This window comes from Streptomyces sp. NPDC107546 (assembly GCF_055639175.1).
In genome coordinates this window covers 177,268-202,029 of record NZ_JBVKBA010000014.1, presented here as the reverse complement: position 1 = coordinate 202,029, position 24,762 = coordinate 177,268, and the positions used below count along the sequence as shown (strand labels likewise).

Here is a 24,762-nt window from a genome sequence, read left to right as displayed (position 1 = left end):
CAGGGCCTTTGGCATATGCCAGAAGCACCACCGTATCGGGTGTTGCCAAATCCCTTACGCCCCGTCGTCGGCTGTGCCACAGTCGTAACGGTCCTCCCGCCGGACCTGGTCGAACCGTCCCCGCATCGGAGCGCGTCATGCCACCCCATCTCTCCGCGGACCGCCCCGCCCCCCCGCCGCCCGGCCGTGACTCGGTCGACGCGCTCATCTCGCACACCCGGCGGCTGCGCGGCGAGGTGGACGCCGTGCGGCGAGAGGCACCCGAGGACGGCACGGACCCCGAGGGCCGGTGGCAGCGAGCGCTGTGCGACCTCGCACTGCACCAACTCAACGACCTCGACGCCCACTTGGCGCAGCTACGCGACGGCCCGCCCCCCGTGCCCGCCGCGCCGCCCGCCGGGTCCCTGCTCAGCCGGGTCGGCAGCGCGGAGTGGAACCTGCTGACCGACGAGGCGAGTTGGTCGGGCGAGCTGTACCAGATCCTCGGTCGTGAACCCTCGTCCCCCGCGCTCACCCTCGACGAACTGCCCTCGCTGGTACACGACGAGGACCGGCCGCTGCTGACGGCGATGGTGACGGACTGCCTGGTCGACGGCAAGCCCATCGACGGGGAGTTCCGGATCCGTCGCCCCGACGGCGAGGTCCGCACGGTGCACATGATGGGCGAGCCGGTGCTCGACGCCGACGGCAGCACCGCCTCGATGTGGGCCGTGCTGCGGGACGTGAGCGAACTGCGCCGCAGCCAACGGACGGTACGCGAGCGAGGCGACGCGATGCAGCGCCACCGGGCCCGGACCGAGCACCGGCTCGCGGCCGAGCTCCAGGAGGCCGTGCTGCCGCCGCGGCGTGGCTCGCTACGCCTCCCGCGACAGGGCACCGGCGCCCTGGACCTGGCCGCCCGCCATCTTCCCGCGTCCGCCAGCGCGCCGATCGGCGGCCACTGGTACGACGCGTTCGACCTGCCCGACGGGGACACGCTGCTCGGCGCCGGCGACCTCACCGGGCACGGCATGACCGTGGCCTCCGGCATGGCGACCCTGATCGGTGCCCTTCGGGGCATGGCCATGGCCGGCGCCGCGCCCGGTCGGCTCCTGGGCTGGCTCAACCAGCTCCTGGACGGCTCCGACCAGCCGGCCCTGGGCAGCGCGGTGTGCTGTCGCTATCGGGCCGCCACACGCACCCTGAGCTGGGCGCAGGCGGGGCACCCCGCCCCGCTGCTGTTCCGCGACGGGACGGGGCGCGTGCTGGCCGGACCTGAGGGCGTCCTGCTCGGAGCGAGGCCCCAAGCAGCCTATGGGCAGGCCGAGGAGACGCTTCGGAAAGGCGACCTGCTGCTCCTGCACACCGACGGGCTGGTCCCGCGGCACACCGGCACGGAGGCCGTGCAGAGGCTGCTCGACCTGGCTCCGCGCCTCCGCGCAGACCACACGGCCCAGGGCTGCGTACGGACTGTCGTGGAGGAGTTCGGCGAGAGCGGGCGCGAGGACGACGCGTGCGTGCTCGTCGCCAGGGTGGTCTCCTGACGGTCAGGGAGACGGGGCAGAACGGCTCCGCCTTGTTGTCGGCACGGACGCACAGGCCCCTTATGCCTGTGCCCGGTTGCCACCCTTCGGCTTCGACAAGCCCTTGGGGAGCGCCTGTTCGATCTCCTCGCGCAGGTCCTGGATCTTCGGATAGCTCGAGTACTGCGCGGTGAGCCGGTACATCTCACGCAGCCGGTCCCAGGTGCGCTGCGAGGAGTTCGCCCCCATGGATGTCAGGGCCAGGCGGGCGTAGCGGTCGGCCTGTTCCGGGTCGTCGGCGATGAAGCAGGCGGACGCCATGGAGATGTGGTCGAAGATCTTCGACCGGTCCCGGCCGGCTCCGCGCAGCTCCAGTGCCTCCTTGGCGTGGCGCTGTGCGATGAGGGCCGCACCGGGCTCGTGTTCGGCGAGGGTGCGGTAGGCCAGGGCCTGCATGCCGCGCAGGTCCGCCTCGTCGAACATCTGCATCCAGCTGGGCGGGGGCACGTCCCCCTTGTCGGAGACGAACAGGTCCTCCGCCTCGCCGAGGGTGCGCCGCATGGCCTGGCCTTTGCCCATCGACGCCTGCGCCCAGGCCTCGATGGTGCAGAGCATGGCCCTGGTGCGCGGCAGCACCTCGTCGCCGGAGCCCGACCTGGCGAGCTGCATCAGGTCCAGGGCGTCGTCGGGACGGCCTAGGTGCACCATCTGCCGTGCGGCGCGGGAGAGCGCCTCCCCGGCGCGGGGCCGGTCGCCGCCCTCGCGTGCCGCGTGCGCCGCGATGACGAAGTACTTCTGTGCCGTGGGCTCCAGGCCGATGTCGTGCGACATCCAGCCCGCGAGAACGGCGAGGTTGGCGGCGACGCCCCACAGACGCCGCTGCAGATGGTCGGGGTGGCGGTAGGCGAGCATGCCTCCCACCTCGTTGAGCTGTCCCACGACCGCCTTGCGCTGCAGGCCGCCGCCGCGGGCCGCGTCCCAGGCCCGGAACACCTCCACCGAGCGTTCCAGCTCCTCGACCTCCTGCGACCCGATGGGGGCGGCCTCGTAGCGGTCGAACCCGGCGGGGTCGGCGTGCAGGGGGTCTTCGTAGCGGGGGGCGTCGGCCGCCAGGGCCGGATCGGTGCGCAGCCAGTCGTGCATGGCGCTGCTGAGTGCGGATCCTGCGGCGAGCGCGGCACCCGCGCCCACCAAGCCGCGTCGGTTGAGCATGAGGTCCATTCCCGTGAATTCGGTGAGGACCGCAGCCGTCCGCTCGGGCGCCCATGGCACTCCGTCGGGGTGCTTCGCACTCCCTTCGTCACGCCGTCTCCCCGCGCGCCCGTGCCGAACCAGACCGAGGTCCTCGATGGTCACGACACGGCCGAGTCGCTCGGTGAACAGCGCCGCCAGCACCTGCGGCACGGGATCGCGCGGGATCTCTCCCACGTCGATCCAACGCCGCACCCGGGAGGTGTCGGTCGCCAGCTGGGGGTGGCCCATGGCCGCCGCCTTCCGGTTGACCATCCTCGCGAGTTCCCCCTTGGACCAGCCGGCCAGGCCGAACAGGTCCGCGAGGCGGGTGTTGGGTTGTCCGCTCACATCAAGCCCCCAGGTTCTCGGCTGAGTTGACAGTAGCCCGCTGTCAGTTGCAGCGGGACTATTCGCCAGGGTTCGCCAGGGTGCGCCAGATGGTGTGCCACGGCCCATCGGGTGTCAGGTAGGAACGCGCCACCCCGACCCGGTCGCCGCAGGGACATTCCCCAGGGTGCGCCGGCGGCGGCCGGGCCGGGCGGGCGCGGAATTCGCAGGCACACGAAGGGATCTGTCTCACCCATGTACGCAGCATCGTCCTCCGTGTCCGCCCCGCCCCGGCCGCTGCGTCCCCGCCCGGGCGCCGACGGCCCCTATCTCGAGCCCGCGCGACCGGCGGCCCCCGTGCTCGGTGCCGGCAGGACGCGGCGCGTTCCGGGCGTCGGCACCCAGCCGCTCAGCGGGAGAATCGACTTGCCCGGCCCCCAGGGCGCCCAACTGCGCACGGCGATCGCCTCGGTGCACCGCATCTGCCCGGAGTTCACCCCGGTGCAGGTGCTGCGCCGAAGCGGGCGCTCCGTGCTCCTCGTGGGCACCACGGGGCGCAGTACGGCCGTGGCCAAGTGTTTACTGGACCACTCCCCCATCTGGTCCGAGCGCTTCAGGCACGAGATAGCGGCGTACCGGTCGTTCGTCCGGCACCGCCCTCCGGTGCGGGCGCCTCGACTGATCGCGGCGGACCCTGACAACTGCACCCTGGTCATCGAGCGGATGCCCGGCCGGGTGGCCGCGCTGCAGCGGCATCCGGTGGAAGCGCCGCCGCGCGCGGACATCCGGGCGGCACTGGGCGCGATCTGCCGGCTGAACGCGTGGCGTCCCCCGGCGGGCACGTTCGGCGCCCCGCTGGACTACGCGGAGCGGATCTCGCGCTTCCACGATCTGGGCCTGCTCACGGACCGGGACATGGGCGATCTGCAGAAGTTGCTGCACGGCATCGCCCACGCAGCGGGCCGACAGGGCATGGGCCAGTTCTGCCACGGCGACGCCCTGCTGTCGAACGTCCTGCTCTCGCCGACGGGCCCGGTGCTGCTGGACTGGGAGCACGCGGGCTGGTACCTGCCCGGGTACGACCTGGCGACGCTGTGGGCCGTCCTCGGCGACGCCCCCGTGGCGCGGCGTCAGATCAGCCAGATCGCACAGTCGGCGGGGCCGGCGTCGCGCGACGCGTTCCTGGTGAACCTGATGCTCGTCCTGACCCGCGAGATCCGCACGTACGAGACGGCCGTGCAGCGTTCGATGCACGACACGACCCCGGCGGCACCGGGAGTGGCCCACCCGGGCGCCGCGCCGTCCGGCGAGGAGCAGCGGCTGCTGCTGCGGCGGCTGCACGACGACTGCCAGATGGCCCGGCGGGCCGTACGAGCGGCGGTCGGCACTCGCTGACGGAGACGTAGGTCCGCGGAGCGCTCACGAAAGTGGCGCACCGCGGACCTTCGCCCTGTCCAGCCCGCCGGGGCCCCTTCGGCGTCCTCCGTTCGGCTCATTGGTCCACGCCAGTGACGCCCCGCAGGCCCTGTCACCGCCGCCGCGAAACTCCCGGCAACCACCGCTGACGTGGGAATTCTCCTGAGCGCAGGCATGATTGACGGATCGTCGGTCACCTAGTACCACTGACGGACGTTCGGCCCCCGCACGCCCCAGAGCGCCCGACCGTCCCAGGAGGCTGCATTGCGAGGATCCACCACCGACCCCCATGCCCCCGCCGACCACAGACGCACCTCCAGGACCGTGGGCGCCGTCGCCTCGGCGGCGCTGCTGCTGCCGCTGCTGGGCGCCGCCCCGGCCCCCGGGCAGGACAGGCCTGCCGGCCTGCAGAGCGCGTTCGCCGCCGCGTCCGCCCAGTACCACGTACCGCGGAGCGTGCTGCTCGGCGTCTCCTACCTCCAGTCCCGCTGGGACACGCACGGCGGCGCGCCGAGCGTCGCGGGCGGTTACGGCCCGATGCATCTGACGGACGCCCGCACCGCGATCGCCACCGAGGCGGCGCACCACAGCGAGGGCGCGGAGGACGCGCGCGGCGACCAGGCCCGTCCCGCGCTGCTGCCCACCACGCAGGTGCCGGTCGACGCGCAACTTCCGGACCGGCTGAAGACGCTGGCCCGGGCCGCCACGCTCACCGGCCTGTCGGCAGAGCGGCTGCGCACCGACCCGGCGGCGAACATCGCGGGCGGGGCCGCCCTGCTCGCCGACGCCCAGAAACACCTCGGCGAGCCGCTGAGCGCCGACCCGGCCGACTGGTACGGGGCGGTGGCGGAGTTCTCCGGCGCGGACGACAGCGCCACGGCGGCCGCGTACGCGAACGACGTCTTCGCGGTGGTTCGCGAGGGCGAGCAGCGCACCACGGACACGGGCGAGAGGGTACGGCTCGACGCGGAGCCGGGCCTCGCGCCCGACACCGCACAGCTGAGGCGCGCCGGGCTCCGCGCGGCCGACGCGGACGGGACCGAGTGCCCGAGGAGCGTGTCCTGCGAGTGGATCCCGGCGCCGTACGCGCAGTTCGGCGACAACGACTACGGCAACCACGACCTGGCGGACCGGCCGGGCTCGCAACGCATCAGGTACATCGTCATCCACGACACGGAAGGCCAGTGGGACGGCGTCCTCAAGCTGATCCAGGACCCGACCTATGTGTCGTGGAACTACACCGTGCGCTCCACGGACGGACTGATCGCCCAGCACGTGAAGGCGAAGGACGTGGCCTGGCACGCGGGCAACTGGTACGTCAACGCCGCATCGGTCGGCATCGAGCACGAGGGGTTCCTCGCCTCGCCGGACGCCTGGTACACGGAGGCGATGTACCGCTCGTCGGCGCGGCTGGTGAGGTACCTCGCCGGGAGGTACGACATCCCGCTGGACCGTCAGCACATCCTCGGCCACGACAACGTTCCGGGCCCGACCTCCTCGTACATCCCGCAGATGCACACGGACCCGGGCCCGTACTGGGACTGGCGGCACTACTTCGAGCTGCTGGGCAGGCCGTTCCACGCCACGGCCGGGCCGAGGGGCGGGCTGGTGACCATCCTGCCGGACTACCCCGCGAACCAGCCGCCGTACACGGGCTGCACCACCGCGGGCGAGCCCTGCGCGGTGCACGGCTCCAGCGAGGTCCGGCTCCACAGCGCGCCGGACGAGTCCGCGCCGCTGATCAAGGACATCGGCCTGTACCCCAGGGGCGACGACTCGACGACCGACGTGAACGACGTCGGCTCGCGGGCCTCCACGGGTCAGCGGTACGCGGTCGCGGACCGGGACGGGGACTGGACGGCGATCTGGTACCTGGGCCAGAAGGCGTGGTTCAGGAACCCGAAGACGCAGCCCACGGGGGTGAACGCGTCCGGGTTCGTGGTCACGCCCAGGGACGGTCTCACGGACGTCCCGGTGTACGGCCGCGCCTACCCCGAGAAGGAGGCGTACCCGGAGGGGGTGCCCGTGCAGTCGGTCTCGCCGCTGCCGTACCGGCTGCCGGCGGGCCAGCGGTACGTGATCGGCGGCGTGGTGCCGGGTGAGTACTACTACTCGACCACCTTCACCACCGACTCGCACCGGGTGGTGGCCGGCAAGGACCTGTACTACGAGATCCAGTTCGGCCACCGGGTGGCGTTCGTCCGGGCGGCGGACGTGCGGGTGGTGGCGTCGGCGTCGTAGCACGAAAGGAAGGGCCGGGACCACGGGCGGTCCCGGCCCTGAAGTGCCTTCCGGCGTGTCAGCCCTGCTGGAACAGCTCCGCGGGCAGGGGCTTCAGCAGCGCGTAAAGGTCGTCGGTGATGGGGCGGTCCCAGGCGGCGATGGTCACCAGGACGCCGTCGCTGCGGTCGAACTGGACGCAGGAGATCCGGCCCTCGGAGAGCTTGAGGCGGCGCACGATGAGGAGGTTGTCACCCTGCATCACCGGGATGTCCTCGCTGCCGACGACGGTGACCTCCTCGTCGTTCTCCAGCGCGAGCAGGAGCTGGGCCACCTCGAAGGGGACCTCGCCCTCGGCGACGTCGCGGGCCGGGGAGCCCTCCGGCAGATTACCGATGATCATCGCGGGGCCGCGGCCGCCGAAGAGGTCGTAGCGCAGGAAGACGCCCTGGCAGCTGCCGTCGGGCGCGGGCAGCAGACCGGCACCGAGATTGCCCGGCCAGTCACCCGGGTCCATGGCCAGTACGTCGAAGTCGGGCCCGGCGGGGGTGGCACTGCGGCGGCGGAGGAAGGACATGCCGCCATGGTACGTGGCCGACCGCGAAACCGGGCCCGCCTCCTGGCGAGGCCGATCACACTCCGCCGAGCGTGAGGCGATCATGCGCGCCGCGCTTGAGCCGATCACGCTCCGCCTTAGCGGCACGCGCCGCGCGGTCACCCGGCGCCGGCTGATGCGCCAGCCGTCCCGGACGCGTACGACCGTGTCGTCGTGGGTCACTCTTCCGCAGGTGCCGTCCGCGTGGACGCCGAGGCCCTTGGACAGGGCGCGCACCTGCCCGGGGGTGATCTCGGTGAGGACGACGTTGGTGATGTGGTGCGCGATGGGGTTCGCCGTGCCGAGGGCGCGAGACGCCTCGCGGATGGCGGCGATGCCGGTCAGCGGCTCCTGGCCGAAGTCGGTGACGTCGTAGACGATGTCGGCGGTGAACAGCTCGTCGAGCCGGTCCATCTCACCGGCGTCGAACAGGTGCCCGCGCAGGGAGAGCAGCTCGGTGATGGCCGGCCGCTCGTCGGCGTGCAGTGCCATGGCTTCCGCCTCCGGCATGATCATGCCATCAGGCCGGCCTGGGCGGGGCGTGTTCGCCCGGTCATCCGGCGGGCTCCACGGCGGGCGGTACCACCGCGACGGGGCTCGCCGCGTGCAGCAGGACCGCCTGGGTCACCGAGCCGAGCATGCGGGCGGGGGCGAGGATGCGGCGGCGGTGGCGGCCCACCACGACCAGTTCGGCGCCGCGCGACGCCGCGACGAGGTGACCCGCCGCGTCACCGGGGGGCGTGGTGAGGTCGGTCGGCACGTCCGGGTGCCGTGCGTGATGGGGGCCCAAAAGGCTCGCGGCCAGGGTCCGGATCTCGTCCTCGACGGCGTCCTCGTCGACGGCCGGAGGCATGAGTTCGCCGGGCGCCGGCCAGATCTCCAACGGCGGCCAGGGGTGGGTGGCGATCACATGCAGGCGGGCGTCGCGGCGGGCCGCCTCCGCGAACGCGAAGGCAAGCGTGGCCTCGGCGGGGCTGTCGACGTGCAGTCCGACGACCACGCGCCGACCGGGCGCGACCGGCGGCCCTTCGTGCACCTCGCGGCCCGGGCGCGGCACCACGACCACCGGGCAGGCGCTGTCGCGCGCGGCGGCCAGGCTCGTGGAGCCGAGCAACAGGGCGGCGAAGCCGCCGCGGCCCCGTGAGCCGAGCACCATCAACTGGGCGTCGGCTCCGAGTTCGGGCAGGACCGCGGCCGGGAAGCCGTCCACCGCAAGGTAATCGGTGACCGGACGGTCGGTCCTGTCGTCCAGACGCGCCCTGACCTCGTCGAGCACCGGGTCCTCGGCCGGCGCCGGGGGGCCGGCGACCAGGGCGCCGGGCTGCGCCCAGGGCCCGTACTGCCGCACATGGACCACGCGCAGCGGCACATCGCGCAGCCGTGCGGCGGTCAGTGCCCAGTCCAGTGCGCGCAGGCTGTCGTCCGATCCGTCGACGGCCGCGATGACCGACTCGGTGCTCATGGAATCCTCGCCTCCGGGACGCGGCTGTGTTCCCTCAGCCTGACGCAGAGGGCGGCCCCGGGGCGGGTTCACCGCCCGCGTGTCCGGAGATTCGGCAGCGGGCGAGGACTCGGCGGGCGAGGACTCAGGTGAGGTCGAACTCCCCCTCCCGTGCTCCCGACACGAACGCACCCCACTCCGCGGGGGTGAAGATCAGGGACGGGCTCTCGGGGCGGCCGCTGTTGCGCATCGCGATGAAGCCCTCCACGAAGGCGATCTGGACATCCCCGCGCCCTCGGCTGCTGGACTGCCACTCGGCGTTGCTGAGGTCCAGCTCCGGCTTGTCCCAGCCCGCGAACGGGTGCTGCTGGATGGTGCTCTCGGCCACGTCCGTGCTCCTCCCGGTTCGTCGTCCGCGGCCAGCCTAGCGATCGCATCGCACGGCCGACAGGGCACGTGAGGGGGATGCGTTCAGGAGCTCGGCGGCCGGTCGCCGACCAGCCACATGGAGAAGAACTGCGACCCGCCGCCATAGGCGTGCCCGAGCACCCGGCGGGCCCCGTCCACCTGGTGTTCCCCGGCCTGCCCGCGCACCTGGAGCGCCGCCTCCGCGAAGCGGATCATGCCGGAGGCGCCGATGGGGTTGGTGGACAGCACCCCGCCCGACATGTTGACGGGGAGGTCTCCGTCGAGTTCGGTCACCCCGGCCTCGGTGAGCTTCCAGCCCTCGCCCACGTCGGCGAAGCCGAGGTTCTCCAGCCACATCGGTTCGTACCAGGAGAACGGCACGTAGATCTCGGCCGCGTCGATGTCCCGGCGCGGGTCGGCGATCCCGGCCTGCCGGTAGACGTCGGCGGCGCAGTCCCTTCCGGCCCGGGGTGAGACGAAGTCCTTGCCCGCGAAGAGGGTCGGCTCGCTGCGCATGGCGCCGCCGAGCATCCACGCGGGCGGCCGGGGCGAACGGGCCGCCCCCGCACGGTCGGTGAGCACCATCGCGCAGGCGCCGTCGGAGGAGGGGCAGGTCTCGGAGTAGCGGATCGGGTCCCACAGCATGGGCGAGGACTGCACCATCTCGAGCGTGATGTCGTGCTCGTGCAGATGCGCGTACGGGTTCTTGAGCGCATTGCGCCGGTCCTTGTAGGCGACCAGCGAGCCGATGGTGTCGGGGGCGCCGCTGCGCCGCTTGTACGCCCGTACGTGCGGCGCGAAGAAGCCGCCCGCGCCGGCCAGCAGCGGCTGCTGGAAGGGGATCGGGAGCGACAGTCCCCACATGGCGTTGGACTCGGACTGCTTCTCGAAGGCCAGGGTCAGCACGATGCGGTGGACACGGGCCGCGACCAGGTTCGCGGCGACGAGCGCGGTGGAGCCGCCGACCGAACCGGCCGTGTGCACCCGCAGCATGGGCTTGCCCACGGCGCCGAGGGCGTCGGCGAGGTACAGCTCCGGCATCATCACGCCCTCGAAGAAGTCGGGCGCCTTCCCGATGACGACGGCCTCGATGTCCGCCCACGACAACTCGGCGTCCTTGAGGGCACGTCCGGCGGCCTCCCTCACCAGCCCCGCGATCGACACGTCCCGGCGCGCCGCCACGTGCCTGGTCTGGCCGATCCCTACGACGGCCACGGGTTCCTTGCTCATCGGGGATCCCCTTCGAGTACGGCGACCAGGTTCTGTTGCAGACACGGTCCGGAGGTGGCGTGGGCCAGGGCGCGGTCGGACTCGCCACGGTGGATGCGGGCGGCGGCCTCGCCGACGCGGACGAGTCCGGCCGCCATGACCGGGTGGGCGGCGAGGGCGCCGCCGGAGGGGTTGACCGTGACGTTGTCGTCGAGGCGGAGCACCTTGCGCAGGATCACCTCCTGGGAGGTGAACGGTGCATGCAACTCGGCGGTGTCGACGGGCCGTTCGAAGGCGCCGGCCTTCTCGGCGGCGAGCCGCGTGGACGGCGAGTCCGTCAGGTCGCGCACGCCGAGCCCGTGTGTCTCGATCCGGTGGTCGATGCCCCGGATCCAGGCGGGCCGTGCGCACAGCTCCCGCGCCGGCTCCCCCGCCGCGAGGATCACGGCGGCGGCTCCGTCACCGATCGGCGGGCAGTCCCCGGCGCGCAACGGCCGTACGAGGTAGTCACCCCGCGGTACGGAACCCCTGAGTGGGGCATGCGAGTTGGTGCTCGCGCCCGCGCGGTTGCGGACGGCGATCGCGGCCAGGGCCCGCTCGTCGGTCTCGCCCGCGTCGATGAGCGCCTGCGCCTGGAGGGCGGCCAGGGCCACGGAGTCGGGCCACAAGGGGGCGACGTAGTAGGGGTCGAGCTGCCGGGTGAGCACGTCCCGTACGGAGCCGGGTGAGGACTTGCCGTAGGAGTAGACGAGCGCGGTGTCGGCGTCGCCGGTGAGCAGCTTCGTCCACGCCTCGTACAGCGCCCAGGCGCCGTCCATCTCGACGTGCGACTCGGAGATCGGCGGCCAGGCGCCCACTGCGTCCAGGGCGAGGGTGAAGGAGAAGGCGCGGCCGGCCAGGTAGTCGCTGGAACCGGAGCAGGTGAAGCCGATGTCGGCGGTCTTCAGGCCGGTCCGCTCCAGCACCTGGTGCAGGACCGGCATGAGCATCTCCACCTCGGAGAGCTCGTCGCTGGTGCCCCGGTGAGCGGTCTGGGCGAAGGCGACGACGGCGATCTCGCGGGTCACAACAGCTCCTTGTACGAGTCGTAGTCGGCGTCGGCTTCGCCGGTGGGCCGGTAGTGGTCGGGGTAGCGCGCCCCTTCGGTCCACACCGGCTCGACCCGCAGCCCCATGCGGACCTGGTCGTAGGGGATGCCCCCGATACGGCCGTGCAGCGCGAGGTCGGCGCCGTCCAGGGCGATGTGCGCGTAGACGTACGGCACTTCGATGTCGAGGTTCTTCGCCTTGATGTTGACGATGCAGAAGGTGGTGACCGTGCCGCGAGGGCCCACTTCGACCTGTTCCTGTGTGGCGACACCACAGGTGGGGCAGGCGCCGCGCGGAGGTACGTACACCTTGCGGCACTTCGGGCAGCGCTCACCGACGGTGCGTTGTCCGGCGAGGGCGCCTATGTAGGCGGACTGGGCGCGACCCGGCGAGTAGGTGTAGTCGAGGCGGGCGGGGGTGACGATGCCGGTGATCGCGTCCGCGAACTCGCCGTCGTGACCTGCCGGTCGGCCCGGTTCGCCGTCGTACGGCTCGAAGCAGGCGATGTCCGTGATGGTGCCGGAGCGTTCCTCGGCCCAGCGGATTCGGACGCGCAGGCCGGTGCGGACGGCCTCGGGGCCGGGGGCGTCGAGGGCGTGCAGCAGGGCGGTGTCGGCGCCGTCGAGCTTCACCAGCACCCAGGCGAAGGGGCTGGAAAGGGGCTGGTCGCGACGGGGCTCGTGGTTCCAGGCCCATGTGGTGACCGTGCCGGTGGGGGCGACCTCGACCAGGTCGCGGATCTCCTCGGCGGTGAGGGGGTCGTACTCGACGGGCGGGACGAGGGTGCGGCCGTCGCGGGTCCTCACCCCGAGGACGACGCGTTCGCGCAAGCCGGTGAGGAAGGCGCTCTGGATGGGGCCGAGGGAGCGGGTGAAGGGGAACTCGACGACGAGAGGGGCTTTGAGGACTCCGGGCATCCTTACGGACTCCTTCGGTGGGTCAGGCGCGCTTGTAGACGGGTGGGCGTTTCTCCGCGAAGGCGCGGGCGCCTTCCCTGGCGTCCGCGGTGTCGAAGACGGGCCGGCCGCGACCCAGTTCGGCGGCGAGCCCGTCGGTCTCCGTCATCTCGGCGGTCTCGTACACGGAGGCTTTGACGGCCTCGACGGCCAGCGGCCCGCAGCCGTTGATCCGTTCGGCGATCTCCAGTGCCTTGGCCAGGGCGGTGCCGTCGGGCACGACATGGCCGACGAGTCCGATGGCGGCGGCCTCCTGCGCGGAGTAGGGGCGCCCGGTGAGCAGCATCTCCAGGGCGTGGGTGCGCGGGATCTGGCGCTGGAGACGGACCGTGGAGCCGCCGATCGGGAACAGGGCCCGCCGGACCTCGAAGAGGCCGAAGGTCGCGGACTCGGCCGCCACGCGGATGTCGGTGCCCTGGAGGATCTCGGTGCCACCCGCCACGCACGGGCCCTCGACGGCGGCGATCACCGGTTTGCGGGGGCGGTGGTGACGCAGCATCGCCTTCCAGTGCAGATCGGGGTCGGCGTCGAGCCGCTCGCGGTACCGCTGCCCTTCCATGCCCTTTCCGGCCAGGGCCTTGAGATCCATCCCCGCGCAGAAGGAGCCGCCGGCGCCGGTGAGCACGATCGAGCGGACGGTGTCGTCCTCGTCCGCCTCGACCCACCCGTCGTAGAGCCCCACCAGCATCGGCAACGAGAGCGCGTTCCTGGCCTCGGGCCTGTTGAGCGTGAGCACCAGTGTGGCGCCGTCACGCTGCACGGTGAGGTGTTCCGTTCCGCCCATTCGCTTCCTCCCGTCCGCTGAACGAGAACAGGTTGCAGGAGGGGTGGAGCAAGGACAAGGGTTTTCTGACAGTGAGTCAGATTTCCTCGCCGAGGGCCCTTCACAGTTGCACCGGGCTTTGCTCTGATGACCGGCGAACCGTCGGATGCACCCTCTTCGCCACGCGTGACCGAGCTCAGGAGGAACGGTGGAGTACAACCTTGCCGACCTGTTCGAGTCGGTCGTCGACGTGGCCGCGGAGCGCGAGGCGCTCGTGTACGTCGACCACCCGGGCACGGGTGCGGAGCGCCGTCTCACCTACGCGCAGCTGGACCGGGCGGCAAACCGCATCGGGCACCATCTGCTGGACGCGGGGATACGTCCGGGGGAACACCTGGGGCTGCACCTGTACAACGGCGTGGAGTACCTGCAGGCGGTGCTGGGCTGCCTCAAGGCCCGGATCGTGCCGGTCAACGTCAACTACCGGTACGTCGAGGACGAGTTGGTGTACCTCTACCGGGACGCGGACCTGGTGGCAGTGGTCTTCGACGCGGAGTTCACCGATCGGGTCGCGGCGGCGCTGCCCGGGGCGGAGAAGCTGAGGCACCTGGTGCGGGTGGGCACACCCGCACCGGACGCGGTCGCGCTGCCCGCGGTGGACTTCGCCGGCGCCGAGGCCGCCGGGTCGCCCGAGCGCGGCTTCCCGGCCCGCTCGGGCGACGACCAGTTCATCATCTACACCGGCGGCACGACCGGCATGCCGAAGGGCGTGATGTGGCGGCAGGAGGACCTGTTCTTCTCCGGCCTGGGCGGCGGCGCCCCGACCGGCGAGCCGGTCGGCAAGCCGGAGGAGCTGGCCGAGCGGGTCGCGGCCGGCGGCGAGGGCATCACGTTCTTCCCCACTCCCCCGCTGATGCACGGCACGTCCACCCTCACGGCGTTCATCGGGTTCCACTTCGGCCAGCGCGTCGTGCTGCACCGCAAGTTCGTGCCGGAGGAAGTACTGCGGACGATCGAGAAGGAGAAGGTCACCAGTGTGTCCCTGGTGGGTGACGCGATGCTGCGGCCGATGATCGACGCGCTGAGCGGGCCGATGAAGGGCACCGACTGCTCGTCCCTGTTCAGCGTGTCGTCATCCGGGGCCATCATGTCGGAGACCGTCCGCGCACAGTTCCAGGCGCTCGTCCCGAACGCCGTGCTGTTGAACAACTTCGGCTCCTCGGAGTCCGGCTTCAACGGCACCGCGACCCCCGACTCCGGCCCGGGCCGGGGCTTCCGCATCCGGGTCAACTCCCGTACGCGGGTCGTGGACCCGGTCACCCACGAGCCGGTGCCGGCCGGTGAGGTGGGCCGCATCGCGCAGCGCGGGCACGTACCGCTCGGGTACTACAACGACCCGGGGAAGACGGCGGAGACGTTCTTCGAGAGGGACGGCGAGCGCTGGGTGCTCCTCGGCGACATGGCGACGGTCGACGAGGAGGGCGTCGTCACCGTCCTGGGACGCGGCTCGCAGTGCATCAACACCGGCGGCGAGAAGGTGTACCCGGAGGAGGTCGAACAGGCGCTCAAGTCACATCCGGACGTGTACGACGCCCTGGTGGCCGGGGTCCCGGACGCGACGTGGGGCAACCATGTGGCGGCGGTGGTGCAGCTGCGCCGGGGCGCGGCGCGTCCCTCGCTAATGGACATCCAGGCCCACTGCCGGACACGGCTCGCGGGCTACAAGATCCCGCGCCAACTGGTCGTCACGGAGGTCATCCGGCGCTCGCCCAGCGGCAAGGCGGACTACCGCTGGGCCAGGGAGGTGGCGGTGACGGCGGACCGCTCCGCCCACCTGTGACGGGGGCGGGGGCCACACGCTGTCGCGAGGCCGCGGCCGGCAGGGCTCGGGCAGTTCAGGAACCCGAGCCCTGGCGATCGGCGCAGAACGTGGTCAGGTGCGGTAGCCGGCGCTCTCCCGGTGGTCCGGCATGGCGCCGAGCCGCTCGAAGCGCTCCTGGACGTTGGCCGCGAAGGCCTGCTGCTCGGAGCCCGGGTAGCTCTGTCCGGTGCTCTGCATCGCCACTGTCAGGACACCGCTGATCGGCGCCCCGGGCGAGGTACGCACCGGGGTGCACAGGAAGGTGAACTCCTGCGGCCGTGGATCGTCGTACGTGGTGAGGGAGACCTGGGACAGCGTGGTGGGCTGCCCGGTACGGTAGGCGTCGTCCATCGCGCTGAAGACGCCTATGGCCTCCAGGCCGGGCAGCACCATCCGGCCGGGGCTGAACTGCGGGACCATGCCGAAGGCGGCGCCCTGCTTGCCGTTGGCGTAGCGCAACAGGTGGTTGGGGCCCTCGGTGAGCATGATGGGGAAGGGTGCGCCGTCGAAGACGGCGAACAGCTCCTGCTGCTGGGCCAGCAGGCTGTCCCGCAGCTTGAAGTCGGACAGCAGGGTCTGGCTGAGTTCCTGCATGCCCTCGCGCAGGCCGCGGTCCCAGGCGCGGGGCTTGAAGTCGGCGACGCACACGGTGCCCAGGATCATGCCCGTGTTGTCGCGCAGCGGGGTGCCGAGGTAGGAGCGCACGCCCAGGTCGTTGACGAGGGGGTTGCCCTTGAAGCGGGGGTAGTCGAAGACGTCGTCCAGGGCCAGTTGCGACCCCTGGGCCACCACGTGGGGGCAGAAGCCGTAGTCGCCGGGGGCCTCCCGGGAGAGGTTGCTGAGGTCGAAGGCGATCCCGCCGCCGTCGGGGTTCACCTTGTCGTCGGGCGACGCGGTGGGCACGTACATGCCGCGGAACATCTGCCGCTCGTCGTTGATGAAGTTGACCATGGCCAGAGGTGATTGGGTGAAACTGGCCGCCAGCCTCGCGACACGGTCGAACGTGGCCTCCGCCTCGACGGTGTTGAGGCCGAGAACCTGCAGTCGTAGCTTCCGATGCTCACCCGCGAGCCGGGCCTGGTCAGGAGAGAGGGGATCCATGGGATCAGATGAAAGCAGAATCCCGGCTTCCGCGGATCGCCCCACCCGCTGATTTCCGCATCACTTGACTCACGCCCAACGCCTCGCGGTCGCACGAGACTTGGCCGGAGCGCCTGCGCGACCACCGTGACCACCTGGGGGCGTAGAGATACCCAAACCAGGATTCTGTCCAAATATTTCCAGGTTTCAACCTGCGGCGATCACTTCCCGCCATTCCTTGAGCGTCCATCGAGCGGAAACGATCCGGCGTACGACAATCGTGCGGCGGGCTGGTTTTCGACGTCGGCGCATTCTCTACGAACACCCACGCGATGATCGAACTTTGGTTCGGATTTCCGTGGGCTGTGACGGACGGGACATGTCGCCGCTGGTGCGGCCCGTGTGTAATGGGTTCGTGCGATGCACCTGCGAGAGAGGGCACGGCAGCGTGGGGCAAGTACGGTTCGAGCTGCGGACCGCCCGTCACGAAAGAGGGCGACTGCGCCGTTTCGGCCAGGGCGCCATGCGCGGTTTCCCGCCAAGATCCATGCCGGTCCTGACGACCCGCTGTCCCGCCCCGCCGTGGGCCTGTCCCACAACAGGCCCCGGGGGGCGCCAATCTGCGCGAGAAGCTCTCCTGTCCGACGGACGAGCCCGGTACGACGGCGTACCGGGCTCCTGAGCGGACCGTCCCTTCCGCCCGGAGACGGGGGCCTGGCGGTAGGGCGGCGTGTCGGACGCCACGTTGCGTCCACCGCGCCGCCCTCGGTAATGCCGTGATACCGCGTCAACAGCGACAAGGCCGTGCGGCAAGGTCAACTGCGCCATCTCCTACGGACAGTGGCGAACATCGAAGGAGTAACGTCATGAACAGGTCGGACGCGGACGCCCGGGCGGTGGCGGTGATCGGCGTGGCCTGCCGGCTTCCCGGCGCATCGGGAGCCGACGAGCTCTGGGCCCTCCTGAGGGACGGTACGGACGCCACCAGTGAGACCCCTCCGGAACGTTATGACGTGGACGCCCTCCACTCCCCCGTCCCCGGACCGGGCCGCATAGCCAGCCGCCGCGCGGGCTACGTGGACGACATCGCCCACTTCGACGCCGAGTTCTTCGGGATGTCCGCCACGGAGGCCGTGGAGCTCGACCCGCAGCAGCGGCTGTTGCTGATGACGGCCTGGGAGGCGCTGGAGGACGCGGGGCAGCGGCCCGACCTGCTGGCGGGCAGCCGGACCGGCGTGTTCGTGGGCAACGCCCGTGCGGACTACCTGGAGTTGGCGCTGCGCCAAGGCCCCGACGGGGCCACCGCCTCGCAGTTGAACAACTTCCGCTCCCTGCTGCCCGCCCGGATCTCCCACACCTTCGACTTCCGCGGGCCCAGTGTCGTCGTGGACACGGCTTGCTCCTCCTCCCTGGTCGCGGTCCACCAGGCCGTGCAAAGCCTGCGCTCCCGGGAGACCCCTGTGGCCCTGGCCGCGGGTGTGAACCTCAAACTCCGCCCGGACGAGGACCTGGTGATGACACAGGCCGGCGGGATGGCCGCCGACGGGCGCAGCAAGTTCGGTGACGCGAACGCCGACGGCCACGCGCCGAGCGACGCCGTGGCGGTCGTCGTCCTCAAGCGCCTGGCGGACGCTGTGGCCGACGGCGACCGCATCCGCGCCGTCATCCAGGGCAGCGCCGTCGGCAACGACGGCCGCACCAGCGACTCGGTGCTCAACCCCTCGCTCCAGGGCCAGATCGACGTGCTGCGCTGGGCGTACGAGGACGCCGGGATCGATCCCGCGGACGTCGACTACGTCGAGGCCCACGGCTCCGGCTCGCCCTCGTTCGACCCCCTGGAACTGACCGCGCTGGGCCGGGTCCTGGGCGAGGGGCGCCCGGCCGACCGGCCGCTGCTCGTCGGCTCGGTCAAGACGAACATCGGGCACGCGGAGGCCGCCGGCGGCCTGGCCGGGCTGATCAAGGCGGTGCTCTGCCTGGAGCACGGGCAGGTGCCCGCCAGCCTGCACCTGTCGAGGCCGAACCCCGAGGTGGCCTGGGACGAGCTGCCGCTGGTGGTGCCGACCGGGCTCGTCGACCTTCCCGAGACGGGACGGCCGGCCGTCGCCGGTGTCTCCGGGCAGGGCTCCTCGGCGCTCAACGCACACGTGGTGATCCGCAGCCCCGCCCCCGCCGAAGCCCCCGCCGCGCCCCGCACCGCGCGAGGTCCGGCGTCCACAGGCGCCGCACGCCCCACGCCGTACGTCCTGGTGCTCTCCGCGCGCAGCTCCGCCGCCCTGAAGGCACTCGCCCGGTCGTACGCCGACCACCTCTCCCCCGGCGGCGCGGGGGCCGCGTACTCCGTGCGGGACATCTGCTACAGCGCGGCCACCCGTCGGCAGCATCACGAGCACCGGCTCGCGGTCGTCGGGGCGAGCCACGAGGAGCTGGTGTCCGCGCTGACCGGCTCCCCGGGGCTGGGCGGCAGACCGCTGTCGGCCGTCGCCGAGCGCTACCGCAGGGGCGAGGACGTGGACTGGGAGGCGGTGTTCGGCGACCCGGGCCGATTCGTCCCGCTGCCGACGTACCCGTGGCAGACCAAGCGGTACTGGCCGGGCGAGGAGCACGACGACGACGGTGGCGACCTGGCGTCCTGGGTGCTGCGCGAGCACGCCCGCACCGGCTTCGACGACACGTCCACGCTCACCGACATCGGCATCGACTCCCTGGCCAAGCTGCGGATCATCGTCGAGCTGACCAAGCGGTCCAGCCAGGAGGTCGACCCCGAGGAGTTCGGCAGGCTGCGCACCGTGGGTGAGCTGCGCCGGTGGACGCGCGACCTGGAGGCGGCCGCCCGATGAGCCACCCGGAGACCGCTTACTCCTGGTTCGCCCGCTCCGCCGACACCTACGGCGAGGACGCCGTCGCACTGGAGGTGGACGAGGACCGGCTCACCTACGCGCAGTTGCGCGACCTGGCCGAGCGGCTGGCCGCCCGGCTGGTCCTCGCGGCGGGCGGCACCCCGCCTGGCCGCGTCGGCCTGCTGGCGAGCCGTTCGGTGACCGCTTACGCCGGGTATCTCGCGATCCTGCGCGCCGGCGCGACCGTCGTCCCCCTCAACCCCGAGCACCCCTCGGCCCGCACGGCCGAGATCGTGAAGGCCGCCGAGGTGGACGTCGTGCTGGCCGACACCGCCGGGGCGGGCGCCGACCAGGGGGTGCCGGCCCTCACCGTGGGGCCCGAGGAGCTGGCGGCCCTGTCGAAGGAGCCCGCGCCCGACCTGCCGTATCCGGCAACCGGCCCCGACGACATCGCCTACATCATCTTCACGTCCGGGTCGACCGGTACCCCCAAGGGCGTACCGATCCCGCACCGCAACATCGCGACCTACCTCGCCCAGGTGGTGCCGCGGTACGACATCGCGCCCGGCAGCCGGCTGTCGCAGTGCTTCGAGCTGACCTTCGACGGCTCCGTGCACGATCTGTTCGTCGCCTGGGCGGCCGGCGGCACCCTCGTGGTGCCGCGCCGCAGCCAGCTGCTGTCCCCGGTGAAGACCGTCAACTCCCTGCGCCTGACCCACTGGTTCTCCGTTCCGTCGCTGGTCTCCTTCGCCTCCCGTCTCGGCACCCTGGAACCCGGCAGCATGCCCACCCTGCGGTGGAGCGTCTTCGGCGGCGAACCGCTCACCCTGGACGCGGCCCGTCAGTGGCGGGCAGCCGCGCCCGGCAGCCGTCTGGAGGTGCTCTACGGGCCGACCGAACTCACCATCTCCTGCACGGCGTACCGGTTCCCGGACGACCCGGCGCAGTGGCCCGACACCCCGAACGGCACCGCTCCGATCGGCACCTGCTATCCGGTCCTCGACCTCTTGCTCATCGGCGAGGACGGCCGTCCCGCGGACAGCGGAGAGCTGTGCGTGCGCGGGCCGTTGAGGTTCCCCGGCTACCTCGACCCGGCGAACAACGCCGGACGCTTCCTGGACCCGCACGGACGGCCCGGCGGCGACGGGCCGCTCACCGAGCGGCACTGGTACCGCACCGGGGACCGGGTGGCGATGCGCGACGGGCAACTGGTCCACCTCGGGCGCACCGACCAGCAGGTGAAGATCCGCGGGCACCGGATCGAACTCGGGGAGATCGAGGCCATGGTGCGGCAGCAGCCGGGGGTAGGGGACGCGGTCGTCCTCGCGGTGCCCGCGCCCGACGGCGAGCCGGAGCTGTATGCCGCGGTGAGCGGCGACGGCTGCACGTCCGACGGGCTGTTCGCGGCGCTGGGCGAGCGGCTGCCGCCCTACATGCTGCCCCGCCGGATCGCGGTCCTCGATCAACTGCCGCTGAACGCCAATGGCAAGATCGACCGGCGGGCCCTGCTCGACGACCTCGGACGCTCCCGCTGATCCACGCCCGTCCGGGTCACGGCACCACGACGCCCCCTCCCCCGACGTCTGTTGTGAGGCAACCCAGATGTACGACGCCATCGTGGTAGGCGCCCGTTGCGCCGGTGCGCCCACCGCCATGCTGCTCGCCCGCGCGGGGTACCGGGTACTCCTGCTCGACAAGGCGCCCTCCGGCACGGACACCCTCTCCACCCATCTCATCCACCAGCCCGGGGTGGCGACGCTCGCCCGCTGGGGGCTGCTGGACGCACTGCGCGCCTCGGGGTGCCCGCCCCTGGACCGCGTGGTCTACGAGGTCGCCGACATCCGCCTCGAGGGGTGCGCCCGGGGCGTGGAGGGGCAGCGGGCGGCGTTCGCGCCGCGCCGCCACGTCCTGGACGCCCTCCTGGTGGAGGCGGCGGCCGCGGCGGGCGTCGAGGTGCGCCACCACTGCCGGGTGACCGGGCTGCTGCGCGACTTCGGCGGGCGGGTCGTGGGGGTGGAAGGAAGATCCGGGCTGGAGTCGTTCACCGAACGCGCGCACCTCGTGATCGGCGCGGACGGCATGCGTTCCACCGTCGCCCGGCTCGCGCAGGCGCCGTACACCGTGGAGGATCCCCGGCAGACCTGCGCGTACTACACGTACTGGGCGGACGTCCCGGCCACCCTGGAACTCCACGAGCGACCGGGCAGTTGGGTGGCGGCCGTGGCCACCAACGACGCCGCGACGCTGGTCCTCGCCTACTTCCCGCAGTCCCGCTTCGAAGAGGTACGCACCGACGCCCGGCGGGCCTACCTGGAACAGATCCGCACCACCGCGCCCGGCCTGTACGAGCGACTCGCGGGCAAGGAGCCCCTGGAACGGCTGCGCGGCACCGGTGACCAGCAGAACTTCTTCCGACAGGCCGCCGGGCCCGGCTGGGTCCTGGTGGGCGACGCGGGGCACCACAAGGACTCCATCACCGCGCGCGGCATCAGCGACGCCTTCCTCCAGGCCGATGTTCTGGCCCGCAGGCTGCAGGGCCGACTCGGCGGCGACCCCTCCGGACTCGACGCCGCCCTCGAGGATTTCGCCAAGGAACGGGACGAAGTACTCACCCCCGGCTACGAGTCCACCCTCGGCGTGGCTCAACTCACACCGCACGAACAGCGACTGTCCCTGCTGCGCGCCGTGCAGACGGATGCGGAACTGACCGCCATCTACTTCGACATGGTGGCCGGAATCGAGACGGCGGGAGCGCTCTATACCCCCAAACTTCTCGCTCTGCTCTGATTCGTCCCCCCCGGCGCCCGCCCCGGCAATGACAGCACCCACGCCGTGGACGCGCCTGTCAACTGACGTATGAAAGCCGTTAGTTGCCCTAAGCGGAAGCTGACGCTGCTGCATGATCCTGATACGGTTCAGCCTGATCGCCGACTCCGATGACGGTGAGGTCAAGTCGCCGCGCCGGGCGCAGTCCGGCACTCGCACCGTCCCAACCGAACCAGTGCTTCGCTGCCGTACGAGGAATCAGATGCCAGGCACCCGCGACCGGCGGACGCGTCATCGGTCCGCCCCGCGCAGATCTCTCCGATTCTCGTTCGTCCTGCCCTTCGTCGTGCCCGCCGTCTGCCTGACCGGACTGTGGGGGTACACGGCGGCCGGTCTCGTCGACGAGCACGTCCAGTTGCAGGCCGACGCGGACCACGACGCCTCGGCCGCCCGGCCTGCCCAGGCGGTGCTTTCCGCGCTCCAGAACGAGCGCCGTCTGACCGCCGTCTGGCAGGCGAGCCGCGCCGGCGCCGCGCGCAGTGACCTCGAGGCCGCCCGCAAGAGGACCGACGCGGCCCTCACCGCCTACCGCGGCTCCTCCGGCCTGGACACCTCGACGCTGCGGCGCCGGGCGAAGCCGCTCGACGACGCGCTGGCCGCGCTGTCCGACCGCCGCCAGGCGATCGACGCCCGCACCCTGTCCGCCGCCGACGCCTTCCAGTACTTCACCGACAGCATCGCCCAGGGTGTGTCGCTGGTGACCGCCGCCGTCCGCAGCGACAACGGGTCCCTCGCCCGGGGCGGCACCGCCACGGTCTCCCTGGTGCAGATCACGGAGATGCTCTCGCGCCAGGACGCCCTGCTGTCCGGTGTCCTGCCCTCCGGGCGCATACCGGCGGCGACCCGCGCCCAGTTCGTGGAGTACCTGGCGCTGCAGCGGGAGTTCAGCGCGGGCCTGACCGCCCGTGACCTGCCCGCCGGGGCGGCCGCCGGCTACACGCAGATCACCGACGGCGCGCAGTGGACGACCCTGGGCACGCTCGGCGACTCCGTGGCGTCCGACCAGGGCACGGCGCTGCCTTCGAAGGCCTCGACATGGCCGGACACCGCGAGCGGTGTCCTGGGCGATCTGCAGTCGCTGGGCGCGGACTCCGTGCGGGGGCTCGCGGACGACGCCTCGGACCAGGCCGACGAGCTGCTGCTGGGCGTGCTCCTGGGCACCGCCGCCACCCTGGCCGCGCTGGCCGGCGGCGCGGTGCTCGCGCTGCGCGCCCGCCGCGCGACGCTCGGCCGGGCGTCCGAACTCGAGGCGCGGGCCGAGGAACTGTCCCGTGCACTCCCCCAGTTGCTGGCCCGTATCGAGCGCGGCGAGCACGTGGACCCTGCCGTCCTCGGCCCGCAGGATCGCCAGGCCGGTGACGAGCTGGAACGGCTGGCCGGGGCCATCGACCGGCTGGGCCGGGTCGCCGCGGACACCGCGATGCGTCAGTCGAGGGGCCGCGAGGGCACCGAGAAGGTCTTCGCACAGCTCATCCGGCGTACCCAGATCCTGATCCACCGTCTGATCTCGCTCCTCGACGACCTGGAGCGCAAGCACGAGGACTCCGACCTGCTGAAGGACATCTTCAAGGTCGACCACCTCGCGACCCGCGTGCGACGGCACGCGGAGAACCTGGTGATCCTCAGCGGTTCCCCGCCGAGCCGCCGGATGACCGCGCCGGTCTCCATCACCGACGTCATGCGCAGTGCGGTCGCGGAGACCGAGCAGTACACGCGCGTGAAGGTGAAGAACCTGCCCGCGGAGCGGCGTGTCGCCCTGGCGGGCCGGGCCGTCGCGGACGTGACGCACCTGCTCGCCGAGCTGATCGAGAACGGCACGAGCTTCTCCCCGCCGGACACCCAGGTGTTCGTCAGCGCCACCAAGGTGGCCAAGGGGCTGGCCATCCATGTCGAGGACCACGGACTCGGCATACCGCCCGACAAGATGGCGTACGCCAACGAGCTGCTCGCCCATCCGCCCGAGCTGGACATGACGTCCCTGGGCGAGGACCCGCGTCTCGGTCACTTCGTGGTCGCCCGGCTCGCCGAGCGGCACAAGATCAAGGTGGAGCTTCGCGAGTCCGTCTACGGCGGCACGCTCGTCGTCGTCCTGCTGCCCTCGGAGCTGCTGGAGGATCTCCAGTCGCCGGTCCTCGACCAGCTCAGGTCGGCGGCCGCGGCGGCCGGCAACGCCTTGCAGAGCGAGCCCCGGGCCGAGGACAGGGCGCTCGCGGGCGCGGCGGTGGGGGCCACCGGAACCGTGACCGCGCCGGCGGTCACGGGAGCGGACGTGCTCACGCACTCCCGCGTCGCGGACCACAGCGGCTTTCCCGAGTACGGAGGTGCAGGTCTGTTGCCGCCCGTGTCGGAACACCCGGTACCCCCTTCCGAGCCGGACCGGTGGGCCACGCCCCAGCAGACGACCCCGGCCCCACGGGCGGCGACCCCCGAGGCCGGGCCCGGGTACACCGGGCCGTCGGCCGAGTACGCCGGGTACAGCGGGCCGTCGGCCGAGTACCCGGGGCAGCCGGCCCCGTACTCCGGGCCGTCGACCGGGTACAGCCGGCCGCAGGCCGGGCCACCGTCGGAGCAGCACCGGCCGCAGGCCGGACCCCCGCCGGGTCAGCACCGGCCCCAAGCCGGTCCGCCATCGGGACGGCACCGACCGCAAGCCGGATCCCCGCTCGGACGTGAGCCCGGCGCGGGGCGCACCGCGCCCGCCGGGCAGATGTCCGCACCCGATGCGGCGCGTCCGCTGACGACGCCCCCGGTGCTGCCGCAGCGGACCCGGGGAGCCAGCCTCGCGCAGCAGCTGCGCAGGGAGGCAGCACAAAACCAGGGCCGGCCCGAAGGCGAAGAGGACAACGGTGTCGTCTCCCCGGAAGCGTCGGCGCGCGCGATGATCGCCATTCAGCAGGGGCTGAAGCGGGCCCGGATGTCCCATCCGGACGGGCCGGCCGGCGCGGAGGGCCGGCCGCAGGATTCGGGGGACCCCGGTGCCAATCGACTGTGAGGGAA

At 72.1% G+C, this 24,762-nt stretch carries 17 protein-coding genes and 1 pseudogene; 8 read left to right on the top strand and 10 right to left on the bottom strand.

Going from position 1 to position 24,762, the window contains the following annotated elements:
* Positions 1–137 precede the first annotated feature (137 nt).
* The gene (locus ACZ7L1_RS22145; protein ID WP_471439455.1) at positions 138–1,523 is read left to right on the top strand and encodes a PP2C family protein-serine/threonine phosphatase; all 1,386 of its coding nucleotides are present in this window, start codon (positions 138–140) and stop codon (positions 1,521–1,523) included.
* Between the two features lie 60 nt (positions 1,524–1,583).
* Here the strand turns inward: ACZ7L1_RS22145 and ACZ7L1_RS22140 are convergent, their stop codons facing one another.
* On the bottom strand, positions 1,584–3,083 hold the full coding sequence (locus ACZ7L1_RS22140) for a DNA-binding protein NsdB (RefSeq protein WP_471439453.1): 1,500 nt from the start codon (positions 3,081–3,083) through the stop codon (positions 1,584–1,586).
* Positions 3,084–3,317: 234 nt separating this feature from the next.
* Between ACZ7L1_RS22140 and ACZ7L1_RS22135 the strand changes: the two genes are divergently transcribed.
* Positions 3,318–4,457, top strand: a complete 1,140-nt coding sequence (locus tag ACZ7L1_RS22135) for an aminoglycoside phosphotransferase family protein (RefSeq protein WP_471439451.1) — start codon at positions 3,318–3,320, stop codon at positions 4,455–4,457.
* 285 nt (positions 4,458–4,742) lie between these two features.
* Entirely contained in the window at positions 4,743–6,719 is a 1,977-nt protein-coding gene (locus ACZ7L1_RS22130) for an N-acetylmuramoyl-L-alanine amidase (RefSeq protein ID WP_471439449.1), read from the top strand.
* A 58-nt stretch (positions 6,720–6,777) separates the two neighbouring features.
* Here the strand turns inward: ACZ7L1_RS22130 and ACZ7L1_RS22125 are convergent, their stop codons facing one another.
* From ACZ7L1_RS22125 to ACZ7L1_RS22090, 8 genes and pseudogenes are all read right to left on the bottom strand, one after another.
* Complete coding sequence (locus tag ACZ7L1_RS22125; RefSeq protein WP_103844891.1) at positions 6,778–7,275, bottom strand: hypothetical protein; 498 nt, start codon at positions 7,273–7,275, stop codon at positions 6,778–6,780.
* A gap of 153 nt (positions 7,276–7,428) precedes the next feature.
* Positions 7,429–7,785, bottom strand: a pseudogene (locus ACZ7L1_RS22120) (nuclear transport factor 2 family protein); the annotation flags it as partial.
* Positions 7,786–7,846: 61 nt separating this feature from the next.
* Positions 7,847–8,755, bottom strand: a complete 909-nt coding sequence (locus ACZ7L1_RS22115) for a universal stress protein (protein ID WP_471439447.1) — start codon at positions 8,753–8,755, stop codon at positions 7,847–7,849.
* Positions 8,756–8,879: 124 nt separating this feature from the next.
* Positions 8,880–9,122, bottom strand: a complete 243-nt coding sequence (locus ACZ7L1_RS22110; RefSeq protein ID WP_471439445.1) for a DUF397 domain-containing protein — start codon at positions 9,120–9,122, stop codon at positions 8,880–8,882.
* An 83-nt stretch (positions 9,123–9,205) separates the two neighbouring features.
* Positions 9,206–10,372, bottom strand: a complete 1,167-nt coding sequence (locus ACZ7L1_RS22105; RefSeq protein WP_471439443.1) for a thiolase domain-containing protein — start codon at positions 10,370–10,372, stop codon at positions 9,206–9,208.
* A complete protein-coding gene (locus ACZ7L1_RS22100) occupies positions 10,369–11,418 on the bottom strand; it encodes a thiolase domain-containing protein (protein ID WP_471439441.1) in 1,050 nt (349 codons plus the stop codon). Before ACZ7L1_RS22100 ends, ACZ7L1_RS22105 begins: the two co-directional genes overlap by 4 nt.
* Complete coding sequence (locus ACZ7L1_RS22095) at positions 11,415–12,356, bottom strand: Zn-ribbon domain-containing OB-fold protein (protein WP_471439439.1); 942 nt, start codon at positions 12,354–12,356, stop codon at positions 11,415–11,417. The genes ACZ7L1_RS22100 and ACZ7L1_RS22095 overlap by 4 nt, the downstream gene beginning before the upstream one ends.
* A gap of 22 nt (positions 12,357–12,378) precedes the next feature.
* The gene (locus ACZ7L1_RS22090) at positions 12,379–13,179 is read right to left on the bottom strand and encodes a crotonase/enoyl-CoA hydratase family protein (protein ID WP_471439437.1); all 801 of its coding nucleotides are present in this window, start codon (positions 13,177–13,179) and stop codon (positions 12,379–12,381) included.
* Positions 13,180–13,366: 187 nt separating this feature from the next.
* On the opposite strand from ACZ7L1_RS22090, the gene ACZ7L1_RS22085 reads away from it, so the two are divergent.
* Entirely contained in the window at positions 13,367–14,998 is a 1,632-nt protein-coding gene (locus ACZ7L1_RS22085; RefSeq protein WP_471439435.1) for an acyl-CoA synthetase, read from the top strand.
* 93 nt (positions 14,999–15,091) lie between these two features.
* On the opposite strand, the gene ACZ7L1_RS22080 is transcribed toward ACZ7L1_RS22085, so the two are convergent.
* Entirely contained in the window at positions 15,092–16,120 is a 1,029-nt protein-coding gene (locus tag ACZ7L1_RS22080; protein WP_471439433.1) for a GAF domain-containing protein, read from the bottom strand.
* 845 nt (positions 16,121–16,965) lie between these two features.
* Between ACZ7L1_RS22080 and ACZ7L1_RS22075 the strand changes: the two genes are divergently transcribed.
* The 4 genes from ACZ7L1_RS22075 to ACZ7L1_RS22060 all read left to right on the top strand — a co-directional run bounded on the left by ACZ7L1_RS22075 (position 16,966) and on the right by ACZ7L1_RS22060 (position 24,757).
* Positions 16,966–18,939, top strand: a complete 1,974-nt coding sequence (locus ACZ7L1_RS22075; protein ID WP_471439431.1) for a beta-ketoacyl synthase N-terminal-like domain-containing protein — start codon at positions 16,966–16,968, stop codon at positions 18,937–18,939.
* Positions 18,936–20,474: an amino acid adenylation domain-containing protein gene (locus ACZ7L1_RS22070; protein ID WP_471439430.1), complete on the top strand. Its 1,539-nt coding sequence runs from the start codon at positions 18,936–18,938 to the stop codon at positions 20,472–20,474. The genes ACZ7L1_RS22075 and ACZ7L1_RS22070 overlap by 4 nt, the downstream gene beginning before the upstream one ends.
* A 67-nt stretch (positions 20,475–20,541) precedes the next feature.
* Positions 20,542–21,726 carry an FAD-dependent oxidoreductase gene (locus tag ACZ7L1_RS22065; protein ID WP_471439429.1) on the top strand — a complete coding sequence of 395 codons (1,185 nt, stop codon included), beginning with the start codon at positions 20,542–20,544 and terminating at the stop codon, positions 21,724–21,726.
* Positions 21,727–21,967: 241 nt separating this feature from the next.
* Positions 21,968–24,757, top strand: a complete 2,790-nt coding sequence (locus ACZ7L1_RS22060) for a sensor histidine kinase (RefSeq protein ID WP_471439427.1) — start codon at positions 21,968–21,970, stop codon at positions 24,755–24,757.
* The last annotated feature ends 5 nt before the right edge of the window (positions 24,758–24,762 follow it).

What these genes read in the sequence shown, in the direction of transcription:
- ACZ7L1_RS22060 (WP_471439427.1), top strand. Translation starts at nt 21,968, where the DNA reads ATGCCAGGCACCCGCGACCGGCGGACGCGTCATCGGTCCGCCCCGCGC.
- ACZ7L1_RS22065 (WP_471439429.1), top strand. Translation starts at nt 20,542, where the DNA reads ATGTACGACGCCATCGTGGTAGGCGCCCGTTGCGCCGGTGCGCCCACC.
- ACZ7L1_RS22125 (WP_103844891.1), bottom strand. Translation starts at nt 7,275, where the DNA reads ATGTCCTTCCTCCGCCGCCGCAGTGCCACCCCCGCCGGGCCCGACTTC.
- ACZ7L1_RS22135 (WP_471439451.1), top strand. Translation starts at nt 3,318, where the DNA reads ATGTACGCAGCATCGTCCTCCGTGTCCGCCCCGCCCCGGCCGCTGCGT.
- ACZ7L1_RS22070 (WP_471439430.1), top strand. Translation starts at nt 18,936, where the DNA reads ATGAGCCACCCGGAGACCGCTTACTCCTGGTTCGCCCGCTCCGCCGAC.
- ACZ7L1_RS22115 (WP_471439447.1), bottom strand. Translation starts at nt 8,755, where the DNA reads ATGAGCACCGAGTCGGTCATCGCGGCCGTCGACGGATCGGACGACAGC.
- ACZ7L1_RS22075 (WP_471439431.1), top strand. Translation starts at nt 16,966, where the DNA reads ATGAACAGGTCGGACGCGGACGCCCGGGCGGTGGCGGTGATCGGCGTG.
- ACZ7L1_RS22095 (WP_471439439.1), bottom strand. Translation starts at nt 12,356, where the DNA reads ATGCCCGGAGTCCTCAAAGCCCCTCTCGTCGTCGAGTTCCCCTTCACC.
- ACZ7L1_RS22105 (WP_471439443.1), bottom strand. Translation starts at nt 10,372, where the DNA reads ATGAGCAAGGAACCCGTGGCCGTCGTAGGGATCGGCCAGACCAGGCAC.
- ACZ7L1_RS22145 (WP_471439455.1), top strand. Translation starts at nt 138, where the DNA reads ATGCCACCCCATCTCTCCGCGGACCGCCCCGCCCCCCCGCCGCCCGGC.
- ACZ7L1_RS22080 (WP_471439433.1), bottom strand. Translation starts at nt 16,120, where the DNA reads ATGGATCCCCTCTCTCCTGACCAGGCCCGGCTCGCGGGTGAGCATCGG.
- ACZ7L1_RS22090 (WP_471439437.1), bottom strand. Translation starts at nt 13,179, where the DNA reads ATGGGCGGAACGGAACACCTCACCGTGCAGCGTGACGGCGCCACACTG.